Below are 23,423 nucleotides of genomic sequence, written 5' to 3' on the forward strand. Positions count from 1 at the left end.
AGGCCGGGTCCCGCGTCATCGAGGCGACCGATCTGGAGAAACTCCAGGTTTACGATCGAAATCATGCGATTCGCCATCAAGACCTCGCCCCAGAACACCGCCTGGGCGGACATGCTCGCGGTCTGGCAGGCCGCCGACGAGATCGAACTGTTCGAGTCGGGGTGGACCTTCGACCACTTCTATCCGATCTTCTCCGATCCGACCGGTCCGTGCCTGGAAGGCTGGGTCACCCTCACCGCGCTGGCCCAGGCCACGAAGCGGTTGCGGCTGGGCACGCTGGTCAGCGGGATCCACTATCGGCACCCGGCACTGCTCGCGAACATGGCCGCCACGCTCGACGTCGTCTCCGGCGGCCGCCTCGAGATCGGCATCGGTGCCGGCTGGAACGAGGAGGAATCCGGTGCGTACGGCATGGAACTGGGCACCGTCAAGGAACGCAGCGACCGGTTCGAGGAGGCCTGCGCGGTCCTGCTCGGCCTGCTGACCCAGGAGACCACCACGTTCCAGGGTGAGCACTACCAGCTCACCGACGCCCGCTGCGAGCCCAAGGGGGTGCAGCGGCCGCACCCGCCCTTCTGCATCGGCGGCAGCGGCGAGAAGCGCACCCTGCGCACCACCGCGAAGTACGCCCAGCACTGGAACTTCGTCGGCGGCACGCCCGAGGAGTTCGCGCACAAGCGCGACGTGCTGTACCGCCACTGCGCGGACATCGGCCGCGACCCGGGCGAAATCACCCTCTCCTCGCACGTGCGCCTCGAGCCGGACCTGGACTACGTCAAGGTGGCCGCCCAGGCGGAAGCGCTCGGCGAGGCCGGAGTCGACCTGGCGATCATCTACCTTCCGCCGCCGCACACCCCGGCCGTGCTGGAGCCGCTGACGAAGGCCCTCGAACCGCTGCGCTGAAATCCGGGGCTGCCCGCGAACGCCCTGGCCTCGCGGGCAGCCCGGCGCCCTTACCCAGAAGTGCCGGATTTCAAACATCCACAACGGACTGTTCACGAAACTCATGGCACGGCAACAGAATGTTCGCGCGGAGTTAACCGGCGAAGCGGGCTTCACGCGTAGCACGCGACCGAAATCCTGGTGCGGCTACTACGCGATGCGCGTGTCCGGGGCCGAAACCCGCACCACGGAACGAAAAAACGCGACCCGGTCGAGTGACTTCGAAGGTGTCCCCCGGCAGCGTCCGGGCACCGTGATAGCGTCCGCCCGATGCGCACGGCCGACGGGACACCCACGATCGCCTCGGAAGAGGTGACCGATCCGGGAAAACCCTGCCCGGACACCGAAAACCAGCCCAGGACCCGTGCCGTGCCGTGGCGGTGGCTGGCCATCGTGCTCGGGTTGTTCTCCGCCGCCTGCGCGATCGCCTCCCCCTTCCTGCCCGTGGTGCAGGACACCGCCGAGATCACCTGGCCGGTCGCCGGCGACACCCGTCCGGTGAACGCCCCACTCACCGGCTACTGGGCGCAGGACATGCGGGTCGACCTGCCGTGTGCGACGGTCCAGTCGGTCGACGCGCGCATGCCGGGTGGCGGGTACCTGTTCTCCACGGTGCCCGGCGCGCGCACCGGGGACGGCGCCGGGGTGTTCCTGCGGGTCGAACACGGAGTGCTCACCGCGTTCAACCGCGGCCAGCAGGTCGCCAACCAGCCGCTGCCCGCGACCGGCTGTGATGTCCGGTTCTCCGCCTCGGCCACGCACACCACGCTGACCGTCGCCGGCACCCCCGTCTACGACTCGGGCGGCGACGTACGCCCGCGCGTGGTGGGAATTTACACCGACATAACGTCGGCCACCGATCCGATCACCGGGCTGCACGTGTCGATCACCCCGGACACGCGCTACCAGTCCTCGCCGACGGGGCTGAAGGCCGGCGTCGGCGTGGCCGGTGTGCTGGCGCTGATCGGCTCCCTGTTCGCGGTGAACCGGCTCGACCGCGGCGGTGCCCGGCGGGCACCCCGCTGGGCACCGGTCGGCTGGTGGAAGCTCACCAAACGCGACTTCACGGTGTTCGGGGTGCTCGGCGCCTGGGTGTTCATCGGGCCGGTGACCTCCGACGACGGCTACATCCTGACCATGGCCAGAGTGGCCGGGCAGGTCGGCTACCTGACCAACTACCACCGATGGTTCGGGGTAGCCGAAGCGCCGTTCGGCTGGAACGACCACATCTACGAGCTGATGGCGACGGTCTCCACGGTGCCGCCGTGGATCCGGCTGCCGTCGTTCGTCATCGCCGTCATCTGCTGGCTGCTGATCAGCCGCGAGGTCATGCCGCGGCTGGGCAACCAGGTCCGCCAGAGCCCGGCGGCGAGCTGGGCCGCGGCGATGGTGTTCCTCGTCTGGTGGCTGCCGTTCAACAACGGCGTGCGCCCCGAACCGTGGGCCGCGCTGGGCTCGCTGCTCGCGCTGTGCGCGGTCGAGCGGACCCTCGTCACACGGCGGCTGCTCCCGCTGTGTCTCGGGTTGCTGGCCGCCGCGTTCGCGCTCGCCGCGACACCGACCGCGCTGATCGCCGTCGCGCCTTTCCTGGTCGCCGCGCGCCCGCTGTTCCAGATGTTGCGTGCCAGGGCACGGGAAGCGGGCTGGGCCCCGGTCCTCGCACCGGTCGCGGCGGCCGGGTTCATCGTGCTCGTGGTCGTGTTCGCCGACCAGACGTTCGCCACGGTGCTGGAGGCGACCCGGCTGCGCGGCAACGTCGGCCCCAGCGAGCCTTGGTACAACGAGCTTTCGCGGTACCAGCTGCTGTTCGCCGACAACGCCGACGGGTCGATGATCCGGCGGTTCCCGGTACTGCTGCTGATGCTGTGCACCGGGACCTGCCTGGTCGTGCTGCTGCGCCGCGGCCGGATCCAGGGGGCCGCGCTCGGCCCCGCCCGGCGGCTGATCGGCACGACGGCGTTGTTCTTCCTGCTGCTGGCGCTGACCCCGACCAAGTGGACGCATCACTTCGGCGCGTTCGCGGCGGTCGGTTCGGCGATGGCCGCGCTCACCGCGCTCGCCACGAGTTCGGTGGTGCTGCGGTCGAAACGCAACCGGGCCGCGTTCGCGGCCGGACTGCTGGTGGTGGCCGCGCTCGCGGCGACAGGGCCGAACGCGTACTGGTTCGTCTCAGGAATCGGCGTGCCGTGGTTCGACAAGGCGCCGTCCTTCCACGGCTACCACCTGTCGACCCTGCTGCTGCTCGCGGCGGCCGTCGCGGCGGTGATCGCGTTCGTGGAGAACGTGAAGATGCAGCGGCCGGGGCTGCTGCCGCCCCCTACGCAGGAACGGCGGCTACGCGCACTCAAGCTCGGTTCGGTCTCGCTCGTCGTGGTCTGCGGCGTGGTCGTGATGTTCGAATTCGCCAGCATGGGCAAGGCGATCCAGAAGCAGTGGAACAGCTACAGCCTCGGCGCGGCGAACGTGCAGCACCTGTTCACCAGCAGCGGCAACCTGTCCGATCACGTGATGGTCGAGAAGGATCCGGTCTCCAGCCTGCTCAAGCCCGTAACGGCACGGACAGCGCCGGTCGAGCAGCGGCAGGCCAACCCTGCGCTGCCGCCCGCCGACCAGGACAACGGCACCACCTCGGCCGGGTTCCACACCACCACGAAGTCCGGCGACGACCCGCTCGACAGCCCGCCGCACGGGTTCACCACGAGCTCCGTGCCGATGTGGAGCAGCTACGGCTCGGACGAGCGGACCGGCCGCCTGCGCACCGACTGGTACCAGCTGCCGGACAACCGGGCGAACTCGCAGCTCGCGATCGCGGTGGCGGCCAAGTCCGGCAAGGCGGAGGGCGTCTGGCTCGAGTTCGGGACACACACGCCCCAGGGCGTCAAGGTCGTCAAGTCCCATCAGGTGCTCGCCCCTGGCGTGGGCACGGAGTCGGGCACCGACAAGTCGGTCACCGGCAAATGGGCCGACGAGCGGGTCGAGATGGGCGACCTGCCGAAGAACGCCACTCTGGTCCGCGTGGTCGCGAAGGACGATGACGTGACCTCGGACGGCTGGGTGGCGGTGACGGCACCCCGCGTCCCGACCTTCACCACGCTGACGCAGCGCGTCGGCAACGCGCCGGTGTACATGGACTGGCCCGCCGCGTTCGTGTACCCGCGCATGAACCCCGTGGTGTCGCACGACGGGATCTCCGAGGTGCCCGCGTACCGGATCACCGCAGGCTCGCTCGCGTCGGAGGCGGGCTGGGCGAGCAACGTCCACGGCGGTTCGCTCGGCTGGCTCGAGGAGGTCGCCGACCAGCCCGAGGTGCCGAGCTACCTGCGGGGCGCCCCGGAACAGTCATGGGGTCAGCTGATGCACGTCGAGCCTTACACGAAGGGTGCGGCGCCCCACGTCCAGCGCGGCGAGAAGACCGTGTGGGGCTGGTGGTCGCCGGGTCCGGGTCCCTTGCAGCCCAACGGATCCACGCCCACCCGCTGACGTCACGGCCGACCGCGCCATCTGTCCTTTGTGGATTGAAGGGCCGTGTGCACGCACCGGCTCTCACCATTCACACACACCGTTTCCAGGTAACACACACAATGACGCTCTACGGTCGCCGGGGTGTCAGCAGAATCGGAAGTCGTCGCCCTCGACGAGAATCGGAAGCGAACGTTCCGCCGGACAGGACTGGTGGCCGCGGCGGTCGTGCTCGCGATCGCGGCCAGGGTCGCCCTGTTCGACCACGAGTCCTTCGACTACAAGGTGTTCTTCAAGAACTGGTACGAGTTCATTTCCACGCACGGCGGATTCGGCGCGCTCAAGTACCGCTTTTCGGACTACAACGTCCCCTATTTGTACCTGATCACGATCCTGACCTATCCGCCGATACCCGCACTCGCCGGGATCAAGATCATCTCGGTGTTCTTCGACCTGGTGCTGGCGTACTTCACCTACCGCATCGTCGCACTGCGCCACCCCGGTCACTGGTCACCGCCGCTGGCCGCGTTGATCGTCCTGTTCCTCCCCACCGTGGCGGCCAACAGCGGGATGTGGGGACAGGCCGACGCGATCTACGCCGCGTTCGCCCTCGGCGGCGTGTACTTCGCCCTGCGCAAGCGGCCGTGGCTCAGCGCCGTCTTCTTCGGTCTGTCACTGGCTTTCAAGTTGCAAGCGGTCTTCCTGTTCCCGCTGCTTCTGGTGCTGCTCCTGAAAAAATGGCTGCCGTGGCGGGTACTCCCCGTCGTGCCCGGGGTCGTCCTGCTGCTCGACATCCCGGCGCTGCTGGCCGGAGCACCGATAGGACAACTGTTGTCGGTGTACGCGCAGCAGACGAGTTCGTACCCCGAGTTGTCCCTGCGCGCGCCGTCGATCTACCAGTTCTTCCCGGCGGGCGCCGACGCGGCGGTGATCCGGCCCATCGGCGTCGCCGTCACCGGGCTGGTGGTTCTCGGACTGTGTCTCGGTGTGCTGCTCAGCCGGGTCCGGCTGACGACGACGAAGATCGTGCTCATGGGAGCGACTTCGGCTCTTCTGGTGCCGTTTCTGCTGCCGTCGATGCACGAGCGCTACTTCTATCTGGCCGAGGTACTCACCGTGATCGCCGCGTTCCACCTGCCGCGCCGCCTCTGGTACGTACCCGTTCTCGTGCAGGTGGCCTCGGTGTTCGCCTATCTCGAGGTGCTGTTCCCGGCGATGGGACCGATGGGCCCCGGCGGCGGGCCGGGCGTGTTCATCGGCGGGCCTCCCCCGGACGGCACCGTTCTTCCCACTCCCGGCGGACATCCCCCGCCCGGCTTCATGACGGACCAGATGTCGAACCTCTACGCACCCACGCTGGAATTCCGGATCCTCGCCGCGCTCATGGCCGTCGCGGTCGTTTCCGTGCTGTGGACGACAATCCGCGAGTTCCGTCGGGACCCCGCTGCCGAGACATGGCCGTCCGTCTCTTCGCGCGGTCACCAGGGAAGCGGGCTGCCGTCCTAGCCGACGACGACAGCTGCCCGGGGTCGTGTTAGCCTGTCGCCGTGCAGCGCCGTATGACGTCCCAGCGACTCGTAGTCAGGCGCGCCGGCTGAACCAGGGAGCCGGCGCGCGACGTCGGCGACCGCCGTTACGGAACTCTCCCGGGGCCTGGCCCGCGTTCACCCCGTTCTCGAATCGCGGAGAGTCAGCCATGTCCTTCACCACTGCTTCGTCGTACGCCGTCCCGGCCCCGCGGGCCTCGATGCCGGTGCGCCGCCGGATCGCCACCTACTTCGTCGGCGGTATCACCGAAATCCCCGCCCTCGTCGACACACTGACGCGGCACGGTTGCCTCGTCCACGACCTGTCCGTGGACATCCGGGACGGCGTCCCGGAGAGCAGCATGGTCTGCGCGGTCCTGGTGGCCGCCGAGGAGGTCGACGCCCTGCTCGACCAACTCCGCCTGCTCCCGGCGGTCGCCTCGGCCGAACTCGCGTGAGGAGCTGAGCCCTAGGTCAGCCGCGCCGGATCGGTCCGGGTCAGTGCCGCCGGTACGTCCAGCCGCCATCCCGTCTCGTACGCCTCGGCGAAGCGCTCGTCCCCGAGCGCGGCCCTGCCCCGGCTGCTCAGCGTGCGGACCTGCGGTTCGGTGCGGTCATGGGCGCCCCGGAGGCGAGCCGCCGCGCCAAGCAGGATGGCCACATCGTGGTATAGCCCGTACTGCGCGGCCAGTCCGGCCGCGGTCACCGCCACCATCGCCACGACCGGCATGTCCTTGCTCTCGACGGCCGCCGCGTGCGCCCGGCGCAGCGCCTCCTCGGCGCCCGGCGCGTCGCCGAGTTCGAGACAGAGCGCGGCCCGCACCATGCTGACCAGCGCCTGCCCGTGGTCGCCGTCGAACGCGGACTGCCCGGCCAGTCCGGCCTCGGCAGCCTCGACCAGCTCGCGTGCCCGGTCCAGGTCACCGATCCGCACCCACAGCTCCGCCTCCCGGGTATCGAGCAGAACCGCCATGTCGGGCGACGCCGAGTACCGCACGCGCTCCCGGGTCGCGGCGATCATCTCGGTCGCCCGTGCGGTTTCGCCGAGCCGCAGGCGGAGGTCGACCAGGCGGAAGTCGACGAAGATCTCGTCGCTGAGGCTGAGCGACCCGAACTCGCGGGCCAGCCGTTTGGCCTCGGTCAGGTCGGCCAGCGCGCCGTCGAGATCGCCTTCGTACTGCCGCAGCTGCGCGTGCAGCGGCAGGGCGGTGGCCAGTCCCCAGCGGTCGCCGGCCCTGGCGAAGCAGTCCAGTGCGGCGGCCACGTCGTCGCGGACCCGCTCGAGGCGGCCCGCGTTCTCCTCGGACCGGGCCCGGAACATGCGGGCCAGCCCGGCCGGCCACACGTGCGGCCCGTCGATCAGTCGCTGGAGGATCGACCGCGACACCTCGGTCTCCTCCAGGCTGGCCAGCCTGACCGCGATCAGCACGCCACCGAAACCCGGCAGCTCCGGACGGCTCAGCAGCCGGTCGGTGAGCGCCCGCAGGTCTTCGCGCCGCTGGTTGGCCAGGTCGTTGGCCAGCGTGCTCTGGCTGGTGAGGGTGTGGAGCACCAGCCCCTCGGCGATGTCGCGCTCCACGCCCGGCCGCTCGGCAGGCACCGCGACAGCCTCGCCGAGCCAGTAGGCCGCGTCGTTGTACCTGCCGAGCATCTCCCAATACCAGACGAGGTCCACCGCGAGCCCGAGCGCGCCCGCGGAATCGCCCGTGTCGCAGCGGTGCCGCAAGGCGCCGAGCAGGTTGTCGTACTCGGCACTCAGCACGTGGAGTGCGGCGAGCTGTTCGGGGCCGCGCAGCAGCGGGTCGTGATGAGCGGCCAGTTCGGCGAAGTAGCGAGCGGCCAGGTCTCGTACTTCGGTACGAGCGCCCTGGTCCACCAAGGTTTCCAGACCGTACTCGCGGATCGTCTCCAGCATCCGGTAGCGGCCGGTGTCCGGAGCGAGCTGCAGCAGCGACCGGTCGGCCAGCCCCGCGAGCAGCTCCGGAATCTCGCCGGGCGACACCGTGGTCCCGGCACAGACCGCAGTGGCCGAGGCCGGGGTGACGCCGCCGGGCAGCACCGAAATCCGCTCCGCGACCGTACGCGCGTCCGCGTCGAGCAGGTCCCAGCTCCACGCGATGACCGCCCGCAGCGTGCGATGCCGGGGAAGGGCCGTCCGGCTACCCGTGGCGAGCAGGCGGAACCGGTCGGACAGCCCCGCGGCCAGGTCGGCGAGCGAGAGCGTGCGTAACCGGGCCGCGGCCAGTTCGAGGGCGAGCGGCAGGCCGTCGAGGCTGCGGACGATACGCAGCACCTCGCCGAGGTTGCGCTCGTCGACGCCGAAGCCGGGCCGCACGGCCGCCGCCCGCTCGGTGAACAGACACACCGACGCGGCGCGGCGGGCCTGCTCGACGTCCGCGTCCGGGCCGGGCAGCGGGAGCGGGCCGAGCGGGACCAATGCCTCGCCGTCGATGGCGAGGGGCTCACGGCTGGTGGCCAGCACGCGCAGCCCGGCGCAGCGCGTCAGCAGCGCCGCGATCAGGTGGGCCGCGGCGTCGATCAGATGCTCGCAGTTGTCCATCACGAGCAGGGCCTCCTCGCCGCCCAGCTGATCGGACAGCATGTCCAGCTCGTCGACCGGCTCACCGCGGAGCCTCGCCGAAGCCTCGAACAACGCCGAGCCGCGCAGCCCGATCGCGGTCAGGAGCGCGGCGCCGACCTTGGCGGGTTCGGTGACCGAGGCGAGGTCGATCATCCAGGCGCCGTCGCGGTACGCGTGCCGATGACGGCGGGCGGCCTCGACGGCGAGACGCGTCTTGCCCGCGCCACCGGGACCGAGCACGGTGACCAGCCGCCCGGCGGCGAGCAGCGTGCCGATCCGGTCGAGGTCGTCGTCACGCCCGATGAAACTGGTCACCGGCGCGGGCAGGTTGCTCGGCCTGGTCTGGGCGGCGGGCGCGGGCCGCTCGGCGCGCAGCAGGCGTAGATGGCGTTCGCGCAGGGCCGTGCCGGGGTCGGTGCCGAGGAGGTCGGCCAGGGTTTCGCGGACTCGCTCGTACACGGCGAGCGCCTCGGCCTGACGGCCCTGGGCGGCGAGCGCGTCCATGAGCAGCGCGGCGGTGCGCTCGTGGACGGGGTGCTCGGCGAGCAGCGCGGTCAGCCGGGTGGCGCCCGCGTCGGCCCGGCCCAGCGCCAGTTCGGCGTCGGCGAGGTCGGCGACGGCCTCGATCGAGACGTGGGCCAGCCGGGTCGCGACGGCGGGAGCCACCGCGGCGACGACCGCGGGGTCGGCGCCGGGACGGCCGCCCCACAGCGCCACCGCCTCGCCGAGCACGGCCGCCGCGGCCTCCGGGTCGCGGTCGCGCAGCCGATCACGGCCGTCCGCGGCGAGCTGTTCGAACCGCAGTGCGTCCACCTCGGCGGCGACGGCCAGCCGGTAGCCGCCCGCGACCTGCACGACGTCGTCCGCCGAGCCGAAAGTCCGGCGCAGCCGCGAGACGAGGGCCTGCAGAGCGTGGGCGGGGTCGGCCGGGAGGCCCTCGGCCCAGATCGCGTCGACCAGGACGCCCTGCTCCACCACGCGGCCACCGGCGAGCGCCAGCCGAACGGCCAGATCCCGCAACCGGGCCCCGGGAACGGGCAGGACGGTGTCACCGCGAGACACCTGAAAGGCGCCGAGCAGCGTGACCCGAAACCGCGCACCCCCGTCCATTCTCCGATCTTCGCGTACGCGTCCTCGGGTCCTCACAGCAGGGCCGCACCGTGTCAGCGTCGTGTGCGCCCCCTGTGAGCGGCCGGCGGCAGTCTTGCCGTGACGCCGGGAACCGGCGTCGGAAAGGGGATTTCGCATGCATGACGTAGTGATCGTGGGCGCGGGCCCGGTCGGTCTTTTCCTCGCCTGCGAGCTCGGCCTCGCGGACAGCTCCGTCCTGGTGCTCGAACGGGAACCGGAGCCGCACTCGCCGTGGCGGACGGACCCGCTCGGGATGCGAGGCCTGTTCGCCACCTCGGTCGAGGCGTTCCGTCGCCGCGGGTTGCTGGAGCCACTGCTGACGACCTCGGGCATCCACGACGTTCCCGGCGTGGATCCGGACGCGGACGAGCCCTCGCCTCCTCGCGGCGTAGGCCACTTCGGCGGCATGGTGCTCGATCCGGCCAAGGTCGATCTCACCGCCCTCCCGTTCCGGTTGCCCAGCCCGGCACCGGAGAGCGTGATGACGAACCTGGACGCGGTCGAGACCGTGCTGTCCGAGCGGGCGGCCAAGCTCGGCGTGGAGATCAGGCGCGGCGTCATGGTGGACGCCATCACACAGGATGAAGAAAGCGTGACCGCGCACGCCGGCGAACACGAGTACGCGGCGCGCTGGCTCGTCGGCTGCGACGGCGGACGCAGTGCAGTACGCGGGCTCGCGGGCTTCGAATTCGTCGGCACCGAGCCGCTGTTCACCGGCTACGTCATGCTCGCCACCCTCGCCGACCCCGAGAAGCTGAACCCCGGGATCAACCTGACGCCGACGGGGATGTACATCCGGATGCCTGCCGACGGGCACATCGGCATGATGGACTGCGACGGCGGCGCGTTCGACCGTTCGCGGGAGCCGACTCGCGAGCATCTCCAGACGGTGCTGCGCCGCGTGTCCGGCACTGATGTGACGCTACGCGAAGTCCAGCTCGTCTCGAGCTTCACCGACCGGGCGAAGCAGACGACGACCTACCGGCGGGGCCGCGTCCTGCTCGCGGGCGACGCCGCGCACATCATCTCGCCCCTGGGCGGCCAAGGACTCAACACCGGCCTCGGCGACGCGGTGAACCTGGGTTGGAAGCTCGCGGCGACCGTGCGCGGGCACGCACCCGACGGGCTGCTCGACACCTACACCCGGGAGCGTCATCCGATCGGCGCCTGGGCGCTCGACTGGACCCGTGCCCAGACCACGGCCATGCGGCCGGACCCGCACGGCCAGGCGGTCCAGGGCGTGCTGCGCGATCTGCTCGGGACCCGCGACGGAACGACGTACGTGTTCGAGAAGGTGTCGGGAGCATCGGTCCGCTACGACCTCGGCAGCGAGCAGCCGCTGGTCGGCCGCAACGCCCCCGACTTCCGTCTCGAAGACGGCACTCGCCTCGGCGACCTCATGCAGGACGGCCGCGGCGTCGTGCTCGATTTCAGCACCGATCGACGACTGCGCGATTCCACGACCGGCTGGGAAAACCGGCTGCGGTATGCGGCGGGCGCCGCGAAGAACGACCTCGGCGTGGGAGCCGTGCTCGTCCGGCCGGACGGCGTCATCGCCTGGGCAGGTGAGCGCGAACCCGACCGTGAAGCGTTCGAGCGGGCCGTCGGCCGGTGGTTCGGCAGCCCGGAAGTCTGACTCCCCCATTTTCCCTGCCGAATTCTCAGGAGCACCTATGACGATCACCCTCCGCCCTGGCAGCACCGTGATGTTCACCGGTGACTCGATCACCGACTGCCAACGGCAGGAAAGCGAAGACCGGCTCGGGTTCGGCTACCCGCTGCGCATCGCGGGCGAATGGGGACTCCGGCACCCGGACCGGCCCGTGACCTGGCTGAACACCGGCACCGGTGGTCACAAGGTGATGGACCTCGAAACTCGCTGGCAGGCAGACGTCCTCGACGCGCGCCCGGACGTCGTGTCGATCCTCGCCGGGGTCAACGACATGGGCTGGCACACGCTGGACCCCGATGGCCGCGTGATCCCCGTCGAGGAGTTCGAAGCCGGTTACGACCGGCTGCTCGCGCCGCTGGCCGAAGCGGGCACGGAGCTGATCCTCATCGAGCCGTTCCTCCTGCCGATCAAAGGTGTCGTCGAAGCCGGTGGCGGTCACGCGCTCATCGGGGAGAAAGAGCGCAAGGAATGGCGCATCGACCTGGACCCGAAGATCCAGGTCGTGCGCGAACTCGCCCGCGAATACGGCGCACACCTGCTCGCCGCCGACGACATGTTCGCCGAACTAGCCGCGACGACCGAACCGGAACACTGGTCCGAGGACGGCGTACACCCGACACCGGCCGGTCACGCCGCCCTCGCGGCGGCCTGGCTGCGGCTGGTCGCGTGAGCCGGGCCGCACGATCGCCCGTGACACCGGCGATCGTGCGGCAATGCCCGGTTCGTCTCGCTGGGTACCCTGCGACTCCGGGCCGGACGATTCCGAAGGAGTACGTCGATGACCGCGTGGGAGAGCGAACGAGCCCGGTTGCTGACGGCCCACGCCGGTGATCTGGCCGAAACCGCGCTGGCGAACGTGGTGCGCGAGTATCCGCACTGCGAGTTCCACTGGCACATCGAGGGCAAACCCATCCCCGCCCCACGGGAACTGCACCCCTGCTTCTACGGAAGTTGCGACTGGCATTCCTGCGTGGAGATGTTCTGGGTGCTGGTGCGCCTGCTGCGTCGTCACCCCGAACTCGTGCCCGCCACGAAGATCCGCAGCACGCTCAACGAGCATCTGACCCCTCAGGCGCTGAAGGCCGAACTCGCCTCCTTCGCGCCGGAGGAACACCGCGCCACCCAACGCCCCTACGGCTGGTCGGCATTGCTGGACCTGACCGTCGAGGTCGCCACCTGGGACGATCCAGACGCCGCGCGCTGGTCGACCGGCCTGCACGAGCTGAGCGCGCTTTTCGTGACCCGCTATCTCGCCTGGCTGGCGAAGGCCACCTACCCGGTCCGGCACGGCGTACACACCAACGGCGCCTTCGGGCTTTCCCGTGCCCTGCCCTACGCGGAATACCTCGCCCAGCAAGGCGATCCGCGGCTGCGCCGGGCCGTCACCGAGACGGCCTGGCGCTGGTTCGGCTCCGATCGTGACTACCCGGGCGCCTGGGAGCCTTCCGGGACCGACTTCCTGTCCCCGGCACTGGCCGAAGCCGAACTCATGACGCGGCTTCTCCCCTCGGCCGAGTTCGCCCGCTGGCTGAGCGGGTTCCTGCCCGGCATCGCCGGGCGCGAACCCGCCGCCCTGTTCACTCCGGTGACCGTGACCGATCCCGCCGACGGGCTGATCGCCCATCTGCACGGGCTCAACCTGCACCGCGCCTGGTGCTGGCACCGCCTCGCCCACGCCCTGCCCGCCGAGGACGCCCGGGTCCCGGCCATGCTCGACACCGCGTACACCCACACCCATGCCTCACTGCCCCAGCTCACCGGCGGCACCTACGAGGTCGAGCATTTCCTGGCCTACTACGCGCTTCTTCTGCTCGGCTGAGCACCGCACCTACGCTGTCCTGCTGCCGGCCCCGCCAACGTTCCTGTCGTGGCTATTGAGCGCAGGCACGCCGGCACTATCGCCGTGGCGAGAAACTGAGATCAGTGACGTCACCATTGGTCTCCCGAACGCACGGCGCGCCAAAAATCATACCGCGCAAACACGAGTAATACTGACCGATTCGCTGACGCAGCGCGAGAAGCTCGTCATCAGCCCTTTCAGAACACCGTCGCCAGCGCCAACTGACGACCCTAACCATCGAAACCGAAAGACCCTGCCAACTCTGACTGAGATGCTCGCGCACTCTCACCCCCGGAGTCCTACTCCAAATACTATCTCCTGCCGACGTCCTTCCCGACACCACATTAATCCCTTACACCGCCCTGTTGCGCTAACGCTGGTAACGGGTCACGGCCGTAGCATCCGGAGCAGACCCGGCCCCGAGAACCGTGCGTCAAGGTCGTTTAAAACCCACCTGCAGCCAGGCCGCCACCGTGCGATTGCCGCACTTGAGACGCCCTTCACTCCAATCTCAGCCTGCCCGAAGGGACAAGAAGATCTTCACTCGACCTGAGTAATGAGCGACACCCCAGGTTTCTACTTCATCACGATACGAACTCGATATCACGAGTCAATCAAATAAGCAATATAGTGTCAACGACATATGCCGACCTCCCTCGACCAAGTGGCGTAAACTACGGGAAATCAGATGAGCATCAACGAGCGCCAGAACTCAAAAATTGGGCTAGACCTCCTCAGAGCCGCGCAGGTCGCGAACCTGCGCGTCGCCCGAATAGAGTCGGCGAGAATGATTCTCTCCATCCTACTAATGCTCGCCACGGTAGCCTCAATGATACATGGCAGTCAATCCAACCATTTGCTAGCCATAATCGGATCTTCCTGGGCAATTATTTCGACGCTTATTCTTGTCCCGTCTTCACGTCAGCTGAGAAACGAAGCCTGCCTGCTACAAGAGCAGTTCGACACGTATGTCTTCGACATACCCTGGAATCGGAGCCAGGGTTCGAAGATCAACATGGAACGAATACACGAGCTAAGCTACCGCTTCAAGGGAAAGGTGGAAACCATCGTAGACTGGTATCCACACACCGACGCTCCCTGGCCACTGAACGCACTGATATGCCAACGAGCGAATATAAGCTACGATATCCGGCTTCGTGAACGATGGCGCCGGATCGTCGTAGGGTTTCTCACCGTTTGGCTGAGTACCGGTATCGCAGTCGGTGCAATCACATCGATGACCGTCTGGTCCATACTATCGACCTGGTTCGCCCCTAGTTGCGCGGCGATCATATTTGGCTACGAAATTGTGCTCTCACAAGCAAGGGCGCTTTATGACCGTCGGTTGATCCTGCCTGGAATCGACCGAGCCATCGAGACGCTACGAGAAGAGAACCGGGAAAACACCCTAGGTTCCTACGAATTTCTTTGCCGCACTTTTCAGGACGCACTATTCGACGCACGTAAGCGCGCTAGCCGAGTGCCCTCCTGGTTCTACAGGATATTAAGAGAAAGAAACGAGCAAATAATGCGCATCGCCGCCGTAGATGCATACAACAGCGATACGTAGATGCTCACTATCGACCCACTGCAACAAGTTTAACTACTTGAAGCCCAATCGCCGACATCACTCGTTCTCCGACGGTTTCGCACTTAAAGAAATACCCTTCAAGATCATTGATTTAACAACATTGATGTCCTCCGACTGGTGATTCCACTCAACACCAGGAGCTTGCACCAAGGCGCCTTCTTCGTTTACAGTTCGCACTCCTTCACCTTCGACGCATTCACCAACAGGATAGCATTTCGCGCCAATCTTTTCGATCGCCTTCGCCACACTTCCGAACGCCTCTTCAGGACACGAGAAACACAAGCAAAAATCCGTTGAAGCGCTAATCGCCAGCTCTTCCGGACGTCGACCGACCAGGTTGGCGACCTCGGCAACACCTGCCCCCAGCGGGATCCGCTCCAGATCCAACACGATCCCGACCCCACTAGAGCGAGCCAACTCCGCAGCTGTCGCCCGCAAACCATCGGATACGTCCTGGCAAGACATCCGGATATCTAATTCAGCCAACGCACGGCCGACCTCCATTTGGGCATTGAACCCGGTCCATGACGTTAACAACTCTTCCCAGACACGAGCTTCGAGTTGCGCTACCAATTCCGAGGAAGATGCCATGACCGCCGCTCCGGCACCACCTACACGACCGGTGACCGCGACGACGTCACCCGGCCGCGCCCGACTTCGGAGTAAGTTCTTACCCGGCCGATTGACACCTACGGCGAAGCCACTCAAAATAAGTCGCTCTGCCGATCCGGTATCTCCACCAAGAAGTCGCAATCCGTATTGCTGGCACGCCTCATCCATTCCCGTCATAACTTCACAGAAGTCGCGGTCACTAAATTCGGGAGGATAGCGTACAATCGAGAAAAATCCTACCCCCAGCGCACCCATTGCCGCGATATCACTTGCGTTGGCGGTTACACAGAAGCGTCCAATATCGGAATTGGTCAGATAACCTGCTTCGTAGAGGTGAAACTTCGGACCACGTACGTAGTCTGCGCCGAACACCAGGTCGACCGCTTCTCGCGTCGACACCACAGAACAGTCGTCTAGTTCCGATACACCTGCGACGTAGCCTATGCCTAGTTCGGCCAGCTCACCGTCGCTGCGCGTTCGGTTGACACTCATGAGGTGGTCCGCGATCCATCGAACGCGATCCTTTTCTCCGGACATCTTCAGCACCCGCTATCCCTTGAGTAGTTTTAACGTATCGAAGTATGTCTTATTCTCAGCTTCCAAGACCCAGTCTATGTCACAAATCCCGGAGTTATCGTTCAGTGCGGCCAGCAACGCCCTGCTGATCTGACGTATCCCAGGTCGAGGTCGGCCGACAATAATAGAATCCACCGAAAATACCAGCACATACTCATCCATTCTCGACAGCGCACGGTATGCCTGTTGCCATCCAAAATGAACATCATCAATATCGACAAACGATTCCACGGCAGAAATAAACCTGTCAAATGAATGAAACCGATTTTCGATAGGGCAGACATGCGTGTGACAGTGGCGCACACAGGACATAGAACTGCGCATTCCGGGAGAACCGTGCTCGACCGCGGCCACAGGCCCTAGCTTGAAGGAGGACAAGAACGTCGCCGCTTCGGCCAGGTAGTCCCAGTACTTGGCAAAGCCATCCATGCCCAGCTGCGCGGCCCGCGTCAGGTGCTCGAATGGGAATACCAGGAGATGACCGAGTGCAATAGGTGCAATATCGACAATAGTAGCCCAATCGGCACGAGCCTCGATCAAGCGCTTCAGTTCCGTTCCGCAGTTAGCCCCAATTCCGTCCGCTATCTCACACATCCCCGATTCATCGCATCGCGTTGACATATCGGAACCTCGAGGGATTTCCAACCGACTCATGATTTTTCACCTCCCAGTTCCTGCGTCCACTGCTCAAGTTGCTGCAAATTGATCACCGTTCGGGTCAGCGGGAAGGTGTCGAACCGTTGCTGCCCTGCCAGAATCAGATACAGGCACGTGAAGTACTCACGCATCCACCTGCGCTTGATCGGCATGAACTGCATCACGATCGACTCGAACTGCCTACGAATAGTCCCGACCACATCGAGCATGCAATTCACCGCCACGGCAGATGAGCGGTTGAGTTTTGCGCTGAGCCCCTCGCGAGCAACCTCAACATCCCATTCACTGTTGAGCAGTCTGTCGACCTGAAGCAGCACTCGGGGGTGCACATGCCGTGGAAACCGCATGAAACGTAGTGACGACTCCATCAGGACAAAGTCCTTCGCCAGGTGATCTCGCAGCCCGGCCCATTCGTAATCCACCAGATGCGGTCTACCTCGACTGATGACGACATTGCTCAGATGCAAGTCACCGTGAACAGCGCACACATAGAATGTGTCAACAGTCCGATCCAGGAGCTTCGGCAGAGAATGTAACGGATCTTCCGAAACTACATGGCCGCAGATCTCCAGAGGAGTTCCATCACCTCGAAACAAGAGCTGCGCGCGGTTAGTGCTAGCGCCAGTCCTCAGGTACCGAGTAAACAGTGCACGGTAAGTTCGTTTCTCGATAATTGGAGCTACGTGATGAGCACCCGACATGGTGTCATACACCTCGGTCAGGTGTTCCATCAACTCATCTTTTGCGCGACCGTCACCCACTAACGCCTTTCGATAATAGTCGTCGAGCTCGACCACATCGGTATCGCGCCCAGTCCGTGATCTCAACCTAAAACAAAGACCTGCGCGGCGCGCCTCCGAGTCCGAGCAGTGAATCACATCGTCCGTCTCAAGATATCCACGCACCGAATGCCACGCACGACGCTCCCGCCGAATTTTTGAGGCCGGCCCGATTTTAGCCACATGCGGCTGGCCTGATCCGTCAGCGGGACGGAGAACGTACATGTATGAATCCGAGAACCCGAAACGTCGAAGAGAATCAACCTCAGCGGCTGTCCACTTCAGTCTGCCGACAAAGCCTCTCAAGAGTTGCTCGTCAGCCACAGAAATCATACGGTTCACCAGCGTGGGCGAGGCGTCCGGCCCGTCTTGCTCACATGCGCCGTTCGACTCCAATCCCTCGTCCACGTCACAACCGCTCTTCCAAGCGCCGCCAATCTCCTTGCTGCGTGTTTCGTACTACTTTCTCCAGCCACACGCGATCGTTGAAGCCGCCCCGCTCCGCTCGCTTCCGCGCTGCGGCCTCGGCGACATCGACCAAAGAAGAGCCCATTGTGTCGATCAGCGCGCTCAGGACCTCAAAGACATCCGCCAATTCATTGACACGCTCCGCACCACGCGCTTCTCGTAATTCCGCCAGTTCTTCGTACGCCTTATCAATCAGACCAGCGATGTAGTCCGCGTCGTCGGCTATCCTGTCGCACACCGGCAGATCCCCCGCTCCGCGGATGATCTCCGGAATCCTATCGCGGACAAGCTTGCGGTAGGAGTCGACTTGGCTTGCGACCATCGGGACGTCCCTTCGGTGGGTGGAGGCCGGTCCGCTGAGGCTCCTCTACCGTAACGGTAGAGGAGCCTCACGGTTCCTGCGGCACGCCGAGCGCCAGGAGCGGGCCACGCCCGCACAGCTCTATCGGCACCGTGACCGGCCAGTCGGCTACCAGGCCACAGGCCAATAACACGAACCGATGTGCCTCGCAGGCGCCCGTCCCTCCGGACGATCTCGGCTGAACACGGATCAGGAACCTTGCGGCAGATTCAGACCACCGCCAGTTCGACTCGGCCCGGCGGCCCCGTAGCAGGCGGCTTGCCTTCACCAGAGAAGGATCACCCGTCCGTGTGATGTCAGCCTTAAAGGACACGCCCCATTCAGGATGTGCGGACTCAGTTCACGGGGTACACCCAGTAATTGTCGCCGTCGAGAATGTGGTTGTCCGCGAGGAAAGTCTGCAGCCGCGTCAGCAGTTCCTGGTAGTCCGCGGTGGCCACCGGCCGCACGACGTAGGTCGGCCCTGGCGTGCCGCCCCTGGGCGTTGCGCCCTGGCGCGTGGCGTCGAACGGGAACGCGGCGCACACGTTGGTCCCTCCGCCGGGCCGCTGCTGGTAGTCCGGTCCCCAGCGGGTGACACAGCTGTTCTCTGCGACGGCGCGGTGCGCCTGCTGGGAAGCCGTGTCGTAGTACTGCCGCGTGAGCGGACGGCGCCAGACTTCGCGGCCGCCGACACCGGGGTAGCCCGGGATAAACCAGCCGCCGCCGAGCGGCGGGTACGCGGCCGAGGAACCCACGATCCCGTCGGAGATCAGACGTGCCGACTCGGCGTTGAGTGCGTCCGCCCGGTCGACGTAAAAGTACGTCTCGTGCGGGAAGGCGCAGTCGGCGCCGCGTCCATAAGAGGGGTTGAGCTGCCGGACGACGTCGCACCGCACGCCGAAGGAGGAAGCGCCGGTGGTCAGCTCCGAACGAGTGCCCGGCGGCTCTTCGACGAACATCCGGTACGAGAGCGTGTATCCGGTGCGCTTCTCCGCCTGGATTTCGGGCGGCTGAGCGGGATCGGGCAGGTCCTCGCCGTCGAAGGCGAGCGTGGTGAACTCGTTCATCTGGGTCCGCCACTCGGCGATGCTCTTGACGATGGTCGCCGATGGCTGGTCGCACCGCGCGGTGCCGGACGTGTTCTTCGGGACGCACTCGATCGCCAGGCCGATGCGGGTGGTCTCCGGGAGATCGGTGTAGAAGCCACCCATCTGGTGCCCGACCTGGACCTGGCGGGTCCCGGGGACGAGATTGCTGATCGTGGTGACGAAGGCACTCGCGGTGCCGTCGACGGCGCAGCCCGCGTCGGGACAGGCGTAACGCTTGTAGCTCAGCCGCGTCTTCGTGCAACTGCCGAAGCGGTTCTTGGTCCAGGGACCGGTCGCGTTCGGGGCGTAGCAGGTGTCGAAGGTGATCGGTGCCGGCGTGTTGCGCTCGCCGACGGTGGGCGTGGCCGCCTGCGCGGCCGGAGTGGCGACGGACAGCGAGAGCGAAACGAGAGCCAGCGCCGCCAGCGCCAGTTTCCGGGCGGCGTTCATCGATCTTCGTGAGTGCATTCTTCCTCCCAGGACAGCGGCGGAACCGCCAGAGCCAGCTCACGCTATCGGTCCGGTTCGTCCGGGTCATTCCGGCAATCAGGTGGACAAAATTGCCCTGGTGGCCGGACACGGGTGCTGCCGGGCGGCCCAAGATCCTTTTCCCGGCGCACCCGCGTCCGTCAAGCGGCCGGTTACCCGGAAACGCGGTCCACCGCGGCGGGCGCGACCATGCGTTCCAGTTCGGTGCGGGCGATTTGCTTGCGGAACTCACCTTCGTAGGAGGCGTCACCGGCGTTGTGTATTGTTTCGGTGACCCCGACGGCGAATGTCTGCACGTCCCAGATGTGCTTCAGGCAGGTCTCGGAGTATTCTCCGAGCAGACTCGGATCGTCCTTCTCGATCTGGTGCACGACTGCACGCGCGAAAACTTCGACGTCGCGAAGGGCGAGGCTCATCCCTTTCGCACTCATCGGGGAAACGAGATGTGCCGCGTCCCCGAGCAGGAAGAGCCTGCCATGGCTCATGGGGCTGAACACCACACACCGGAGCGGCACGAGCTGCCTGTCGGCGATCCGGCCGGTGACCGCCACGGGTTCGCCGAACCGGGCCGCCAGCTCGCTCCAGATCCGCTCGTCCGGCCAGTCCTCGAGGGTGTCGGTGAGCGGGCACTGCAGGTAGAGCCGGCTCGCGTCCGGACCGCGCGTGATCTGTGCGGCGAAGCCGCGCGAGTGCACCGCCATCACGGCGGGCGGATCCGCGGGCACCTCGGCCAGGACGGCCAGCCACGCGTACCCGAACTCATGGGAGTAGCAGGTGAGGACGTCGGCGGGAATGGACGCCCTGCTGACGCCCTGGTAGCCGTCGCAGCCCGCGACGAAGTCGCAGCTGATCACCTTCGCCGCGCCCGCGGCGTCCCGGTAGCGGACCAGCGGGCGCTCGCCGTCGAGGTCCTCCAGGGAGATGTCGCCCGCTTCGAAGCGCAGATCGCCCCCGTCGCGGAGGAAGACCTCGATGAGGTTCCGGACGAGAACCTGCTGGGGGCAGAAGACACCCGCGCCGTCCCGCTCCTCGCCATCGTCCCACCCGGCCGTCCAATGCCGCAGTTCTCCCTCGATCCGCAGCGGCATTCCCTCCGATTCGAGGGGCGCGGCGGAGGAGCCGCCCATGACCTCTTCGAGGCCCCACTCACGGAACATCCGCACCCCGCGGCCGTCGAGTGCCCCGGCCCGTTGCCGGCGCTCGACATAGTCCCGGCTGTGCTTCTCCACAATGACGCATTCGATACCACTGCGCAGCAGGAAATTGCCGAGCGCGAGTCCGGCGACACCGCCGCCGACGATGACCACGGCAGTTTTCTCAGCTGTTTCACTCATGTGTTTCCCTATTTCCTCGAATAAGCCCGATGATCGACAGCGCCGGGTTCCGCAACCGCTGTCGATCACCACGATCGCCCCATGACGAGTTGCCGACCACCGGTAACCGGACAGCCGATACCGGAAAGTCGCCAACCTGAGCGGCTACCTGCCGCCGGCGCGCAGATCGGCCTGGTAGCGCCCGGGAGTCTGGCCGACGATGGCGGTGAACGCCTCGATGAAGCTCGTGGGGTTGGACCAGCCGCACGCGATCGCGGTGTCGGTGACGGACCGGCCGTCGGTGAGCTGGACCAGGGCGTGATGGATGCGCAGGATGGTGCGCCAGTGGTGGAAACTCATCCCGAGCTCGGTGTGGAACAGCCTGCTCAGCGTGCGCGCGCTCGCGCCCGCGGTCCGGCCAAGCTCGGCCAGTGTCGCGGCCGTGGCGGGATCGGCGCGCAGCAGATCGGTGACGGCACGCAGCCGGTCGTCGCGCGGCTCCGGCAGGTGCACGGACTCGTCGGGGGCCTCGACGAGTTCGTCGAGCACCACCGCGCGCAGCCGTTCACGGGCGCCGGGACGGGTCTCCCGCCGATCGGTCAGCGCCAGCAGGACCTCGCGCAGCAACGGACTCACCGCGAACACGCTGGGATGCGCCACGAGATCCCCGCAAACGTCGGCGGGGATGACGACGAGACGGGCGTCGGTCCTGCCGTAGAAGCGGTGGGAGTGCATGAAGCCCGGCGGCGTCCACGTCACCCGGCTGGCCGGCGCGACCCAGCTCCCCCGCTCCGTCGTGGTGGCCACGACCCCGGATGCCGCGTACACCAGCTGCCCGTCGGTGTGGGAGTGGGGGTCCATGTGGAAGCCGTGGTCGAGCCAGCCGCTGCCGTGCGACACCTTCGCCGGGAACGTCGAAGGCGGCTTCGCGGCTTGGCGAGGTTCCGGCATCGGCAGCCACATTACCGCCGAGACGGCCACGCCACGGGCTCAGGGCAGCGTCGCCAGCGCCGCGCTCAGCGCCTCCTCCGAGAGGTCGTTGTCGGTCATCTCCCCCGCCAGATACGCGCCATACGCCGGGAGGTCCAGGTGCGCGTGCCCGCACAGCGCGGTCAGTATCACCTTCTCCTCCCCGGTTTCCTTGCACCGCAACGCTTCCCGCACGCAGGCCGCCAGGGCGTGCGTCGGCTCCGGCGCCGGGATGATGCCCTCGGCGCGCGCGAACCGCACCCCCGCGGCGAAACACTCCCGCTGCCCGATCGCGACCGCCTCGAACAGGCCCAGCTCGTAGATGTGGGACAGCAGCGGCGCCATCCCGTGGTAGCGCAGCCCACCGGCGTGGATCGGGTCCGGGATGAACTCGTGGCCCAGCGTGTGCATCTTCAGCAACGGCGTCAGCCCCGCGGTGTCACCGAAGTCGTACGCGTAGGTGCCGCGCGTCAGCGACGGGCACGCCGCCGGTTCGACCGCGCGGATCACCGGGTCCATCCGCCCGGCCAGTTTCTCCCGCAGGAACGGGAACGCGAGCCCGCCGAAGTTCGAGCCGCCGCCGGTGCAGCCGACGATCAGGTCCGGCGTGTCCCCTGCCAGCCGGAACTGCCGCAGCGCCTCCTCGCCGATGACCGTCTGGTGCAGCAGCACGTGGTTGAGCACGCTGCCCAGCGCGTACCGTGCCGCGGGATCCGCCGCCGCCTGCTCCACCGCTTCGCTGATCGCGATCCCCAGGCTGCCGGTCGAGTGCGGATCGGCCGCCAGGATCGCCTTTCCGGACGCGGTCAGCTCCGACGGGCTCGGGTACACCGTCGCGCCGAACGTCTCCATCATCAGCTTGCGATACGGCTTCTGGTCGTAGGACGCGCGCACCTGCCAGACCTCGCAGTCCAGCCCGAACTGCGCGCACGCGAACGCCAGCGCGCTGCCCCACTGGCCGGCCCCGGTCTCGGTGGTCAGCCGCGTGACCCCCTCGGCCGCGTTGTAGAACGCCTGCGGCACGGCGGTGTTCGGCTTGTGCGAACCGACCGGGCTGACACCCTCGTACTTGTAGTAGATGCGCGCGGGAGTGCCCAGCGCCTTCTCCAGCCGCCGCGCGCGGAACAACGGCGAAGGCCGCCACAGCCGGTAGACGTCCAGGACTTCTTCCGGGATCTCGACATACGACTCGCCGGACACCTCCTGGGCGATGAGCGCCTGCGGGAACAGCGGCGCCAGATCCTCCGGCCCGATCGGCTCGCGGGTGCCCGGATGCAGCGGCGGCGGTGGCGGCTCGGGCAGATCGGGGACGACGTTGTACCACCGGGTGGGGAGATCGGCCTCGTCCAGGGTGTACTTCGTGCGTCCGGACATCACGCCTCCTAGG

At 66.8% G+C, this 23,423-nt stretch carries 17 protein-coding genes; 8 read left to right on the forward strand and 9 right to left on the reverse strand.

From position 1 onward, the window contains the following. Positions 1-63 precede the first annotated feature (63 nt). From ACFW0G_RS26870 to ACFW0G_RS26885, 4 genes are all read left to right on the forward strand, one after another. Positions 64-903 carry a TIGR03560 family F420-dependent LLM class oxidoreductase gene (locus tag ACFW0G_RS26870; RefSeq protein ID WP_378328170.1) on the forward strand — a complete coding sequence of 280 codons (840 nt, stop codon included), beginning with the start codon at positions 64-66 and terminating at the stop codon, positions 901-903. A 309-nt stretch (positions 904-1,212) separates the two neighbouring features. Continuing rightward, entirely contained in the window at positions 1,213-4,422 is a 3,210-nt protein-coding gene (locus ACFW0G_RS26875) for an arabinosyltransferase domain-containing protein (protein WP_378328171.1), read from the forward strand. A 123-nt stretch (positions 4,423-4,545) separates the two neighbouring features. Continuing rightward, positions 4,546-5,907 carry a hypothetical protein gene (locus ACFW0G_RS26880; protein ID WP_378328172.1) on the forward strand — a complete coding sequence of 454 codons (1,362 nt, stop codon included), beginning with the start codon at positions 4,546-4,548 and terminating at the stop codon, positions 5,905-5,907. Between the two features lie 190 nt (positions 5,908-6,097). After that, entirely contained in the window at positions 6,098-6,385 is a 288-nt protein-coding gene (locus ACFW0G_RS26885; protein ID WP_378328173.1) for a hypothetical protein, read from the forward strand. An 11-nt stretch (positions 6,386-6,396) separates the two neighbouring features. On the opposite strand, the gene ACFW0G_RS26890 is transcribed toward ACFW0G_RS26885, so the two are convergent. After that, the gene (locus ACFW0G_RS26890; protein WP_378328174.1) at positions 6,397-9,618 is read right to left on the reverse strand and encodes a BTAD domain-containing putative transcriptional regulator; all 3,222 of its coding nucleotides are present in this window, start codon (positions 9,616-9,618) and stop codon (positions 6,397-6,399) included. 136 nt (positions 9,619-9,754) lie between these two features. Between ACFW0G_RS26890 and ACFW0G_RS26895 the strand changes: the two genes are divergently transcribed. The 4 genes from ACFW0G_RS26895 (at position 9,755) to ACFW0G_RS26910 (ending at position 14,721) form a co-directional block, all read left to right on the forward strand. Further along, positions 9,755-11,275 (forward strand): FAD-dependent monooxygenase, encoded by a 1,521-nt coding sequence (locus ACFW0G_RS26895; RefSeq protein WP_378328175.1) that lies wholly within the window; start codon positions 9,755-9,757, stop codon positions 11,273-11,275. Positions 11,276-11,312: 37 nt separating this feature from the next. Beyond that, on the forward strand, positions 11,313-11,981 hold the full coding sequence (locus ACFW0G_RS26900) for a GDSL-type esterase/lipase family protein (protein WP_378328176.1): 669 nt from the start codon (positions 11,313-11,315) through the stop codon (positions 11,979-11,981). A gap of 108 nt (positions 11,982-12,089) precedes the next feature. After that, complete coding sequence (locus tag ACFW0G_RS26905; protein ID WP_378328177.1) at positions 12,090-13,130, forward strand: DUF2891 domain-containing protein; 1,041 nt, start codon at positions 12,090-12,092, stop codon at positions 13,128-13,130. A 709-nt stretch (positions 13,131-13,839) separates the two neighbouring features. Next, positions 13,840-14,721 carry an S-4TM family putative pore-forming effector gene (locus ACFW0G_RS26910; RefSeq protein WP_378328178.1) on the forward strand — a complete coding sequence of 294 codons (882 nt, stop codon included), beginning with the start codon at positions 13,840-13,842 and terminating at the stop codon, positions 14,719-14,721. 57 nt (positions 14,722-14,778) lie between these two features. Here ACFW0G_RS26910 and thiL read toward each other — a convergent pair whose 3' ends face one another. The 8 genes from thiL to ACFW0G_RS26950 form a co-directional block, all read right to left on the reverse strand. Further along, positions 14,779-15,891 carry a thiamine-phosphate kinase gene (gene thiL / locus ACFW0G_RS26915; RefSeq protein ID WP_378328212.1) on the reverse strand — a complete coding sequence of 371 codons (1,113 nt, stop codon included), beginning with the start codon at positions 15,889-15,891 and terminating at the stop codon, positions 14,779-14,781. 12 nt (positions 15,892-15,903) lie between these two features. Continuing rightward, positions 15,904-16,584 carry an HIT domain-containing protein gene (locus ACFW0G_RS26920; protein ID WP_378328179.1) on the reverse strand — a complete coding sequence of 227 codons (681 nt, stop codon included), beginning with the start codon at positions 16,582-16,584 and terminating at the stop codon, positions 15,904-15,906. Then, the gene (locus ACFW0G_RS26925; protein ID WP_378328180.1) at positions 16,581-17,774 is read right to left on the reverse strand and encodes a hypothetical protein; all 1,194 of its coding nucleotides are present in this window, start codon (positions 17,772-17,774) and stop codon (positions 16,581-16,583) included. The genes ACFW0G_RS26920 and ACFW0G_RS26925 overlap by 4 nt, the downstream gene beginning before the upstream one ends. Before the next feature lies 1 nt (position 17,775). Further along, positions 17,776-18,156 (reverse strand): phosphoribosyl-ATP pyrophosphohydrolase, encoded by a 381-nt coding sequence (locus tag ACFW0G_RS26930; RefSeq protein ID WP_378328181.1) that lies wholly within the window; start codon positions 18,154-18,156, stop codon positions 17,776-17,778. Positions 18,157-18,530: 374 nt separating this feature from the next. Continuing rightward, positions 18,531-19,733: a transporter gene (locus ACFW0G_RS26935; protein ID WP_378328182.1), complete on the reverse strand. Its 1,203-nt coding sequence runs from the start codon at positions 19,731-19,733 to the stop codon at positions 18,531-18,533. Between the two features lie 173 nt (positions 19,734-19,906). Continuing rightward, a complete protein-coding gene (locus ACFW0G_RS26940) occupies positions 19,907-21,088 on the reverse strand; it encodes a 4-hydroxybenzoate 3-monooxygenase (RefSeq protein ID WP_378328183.1) in 1,182 nt (393 codons plus the stop codon). 144 nt (positions 21,089-21,232) lie between these two features. Further along, complete coding sequence (locus tag ACFW0G_RS26945) at positions 21,233-22,018, reverse strand: helix-turn-helix domain-containing protein (protein WP_378328184.1); 786 nt, start codon at positions 22,016-22,018, stop codon at positions 21,233-21,235. Between the two features lie 39 nt (positions 22,019-22,057). After that, positions 22,058-23,410 carry a TrpB-like pyridoxal phosphate-dependent enzyme gene (locus ACFW0G_RS26950; protein WP_378328185.1) on the reverse strand — a complete coding sequence of 451 codons (1,353 nt, stop codon included), beginning with the start codon at positions 23,408-23,410 and terminating at the stop codon, positions 22,058-22,060. Positions 23,411-23,423: the final 13 nt, after the last annotated feature.

The sequence above is a fragment of the Amycolatopsis sp. NPDC058986 genome (assembly GCF_042741125.1).
Taxonomy (GTDB): domain Bacteria; phylum Actinomycetota; class Actinomycetes; order Mycobacteriales; family Pseudonocardiaceae; genus Amycolatopsis.

What these genes read in the sequence shown, in the direction of transcription:
- ACFW0G_RS26870 (WP_378328170.1), top strand. Translation starts at nt 64, where the DNA reads ATGCGATTCGCCATCAAGACCTCGCCCCAGAACACCGCCTGGGCGGAC.
- ACFW0G_RS26875 (WP_378328171.1), top strand. Translation starts at nt 1,213, where the DNA reads ATGCGCACGGCCGACGGGACACCCACGATCGCCTCGGAAGAGGTGACC.
- ACFW0G_RS26885 (WP_378328173.1), top strand. Translation starts at nt 6,098, where the DNA reads ATGTCCTTCACCACTGCTTCGTCGTACGCCGTCCCGGCCCCGCGGGCC.
- ACFW0G_RS26890 (WP_378328174.1), bottom strand. Translation starts at nt 9,618, where the DNA reads ATGGACGGGGGTGCGCGGTTTCGGGTCACGCTGCTCGGCGCCTTTCAG.
- ACFW0G_RS26895 (WP_378328175.1), top strand. Translation starts at nt 9,755, where the DNA reads ATGCATGACGTAGTGATCGTGGGCGCGGGCCCGGTCGGTCTTTTCCTC.
- ACFW0G_RS26900 (WP_378328176.1), top strand. Translation starts at nt 11,313, where the DNA reads ATGACGATCACCCTCCGCCCTGGCAGCACCGTGATGTTCACCGGTGAC.
- ACFW0G_RS26905 (WP_378328177.1), top strand. Translation starts at nt 12,090, where the DNA reads ATGACCGCGTGGGAGAGCGAACGAGCCCGGTTGCTGACGGCCCACGCC.
- ACFW0G_RS26910 (WP_378328178.1), top strand. Translation starts at nt 13,840, where the DNA reads ATGAGCATCAACGAGCGCCAGAACTCAAAAATTGGGCTAGACCTCCTC.
- thiL (WP_378328212.1), bottom strand. Translation starts at nt 15,891, where the DNA reads ATGTCCGGAGAAAAGGATCGCGTTCGATGGATCGCGGACCACCTCATG.
- ACFW0G_RS26920 (WP_378328179.1), bottom strand. Translation starts at nt 16,584, where the DNA reads ATGAGTCGGTTGGAAATCCCTCGAGGTTCCGATATGTCAACGCGATGC.
- ACFW0G_RS26930 (WP_378328181.1), bottom strand. Translation starts at nt 18,156, where the DNA reads ATGGTCGCAAGCCAAGTCGACTCCTACCGCAAGCTTGTCCGCGATAGG.
- ACFW0G_RS26935 (WP_378328182.1), bottom strand. Translation starts at nt 19,733, where the DNA reads ATGCACTCACGAAGATCGATGAACGCCGCCCGGAAACTGGCGCTGGCG.
- ACFW0G_RS26940 (WP_378328183.1), bottom strand. Translation starts at nt 21,088, where the DNA reads ATGAGTGAAACAGCTGAGAAAACTGCCGTGGTCATCGTCGGCGGCGGT.
- ACFW0G_RS26945 (WP_378328184.1), bottom strand. Translation starts at nt 22,018, where the DNA reads ATGCCGGAACCTCGCCAAGCCGCGAAGCCGCCTTCGACGTTCCCGGCG.
- ACFW0G_RS26950 (WP_378328185.1), bottom strand. Translation starts at nt 23,410, where the DNA reads ATGTCCGGACGCACGAAGTACACCCTGGACGAGGCCGATCTCCCCACC.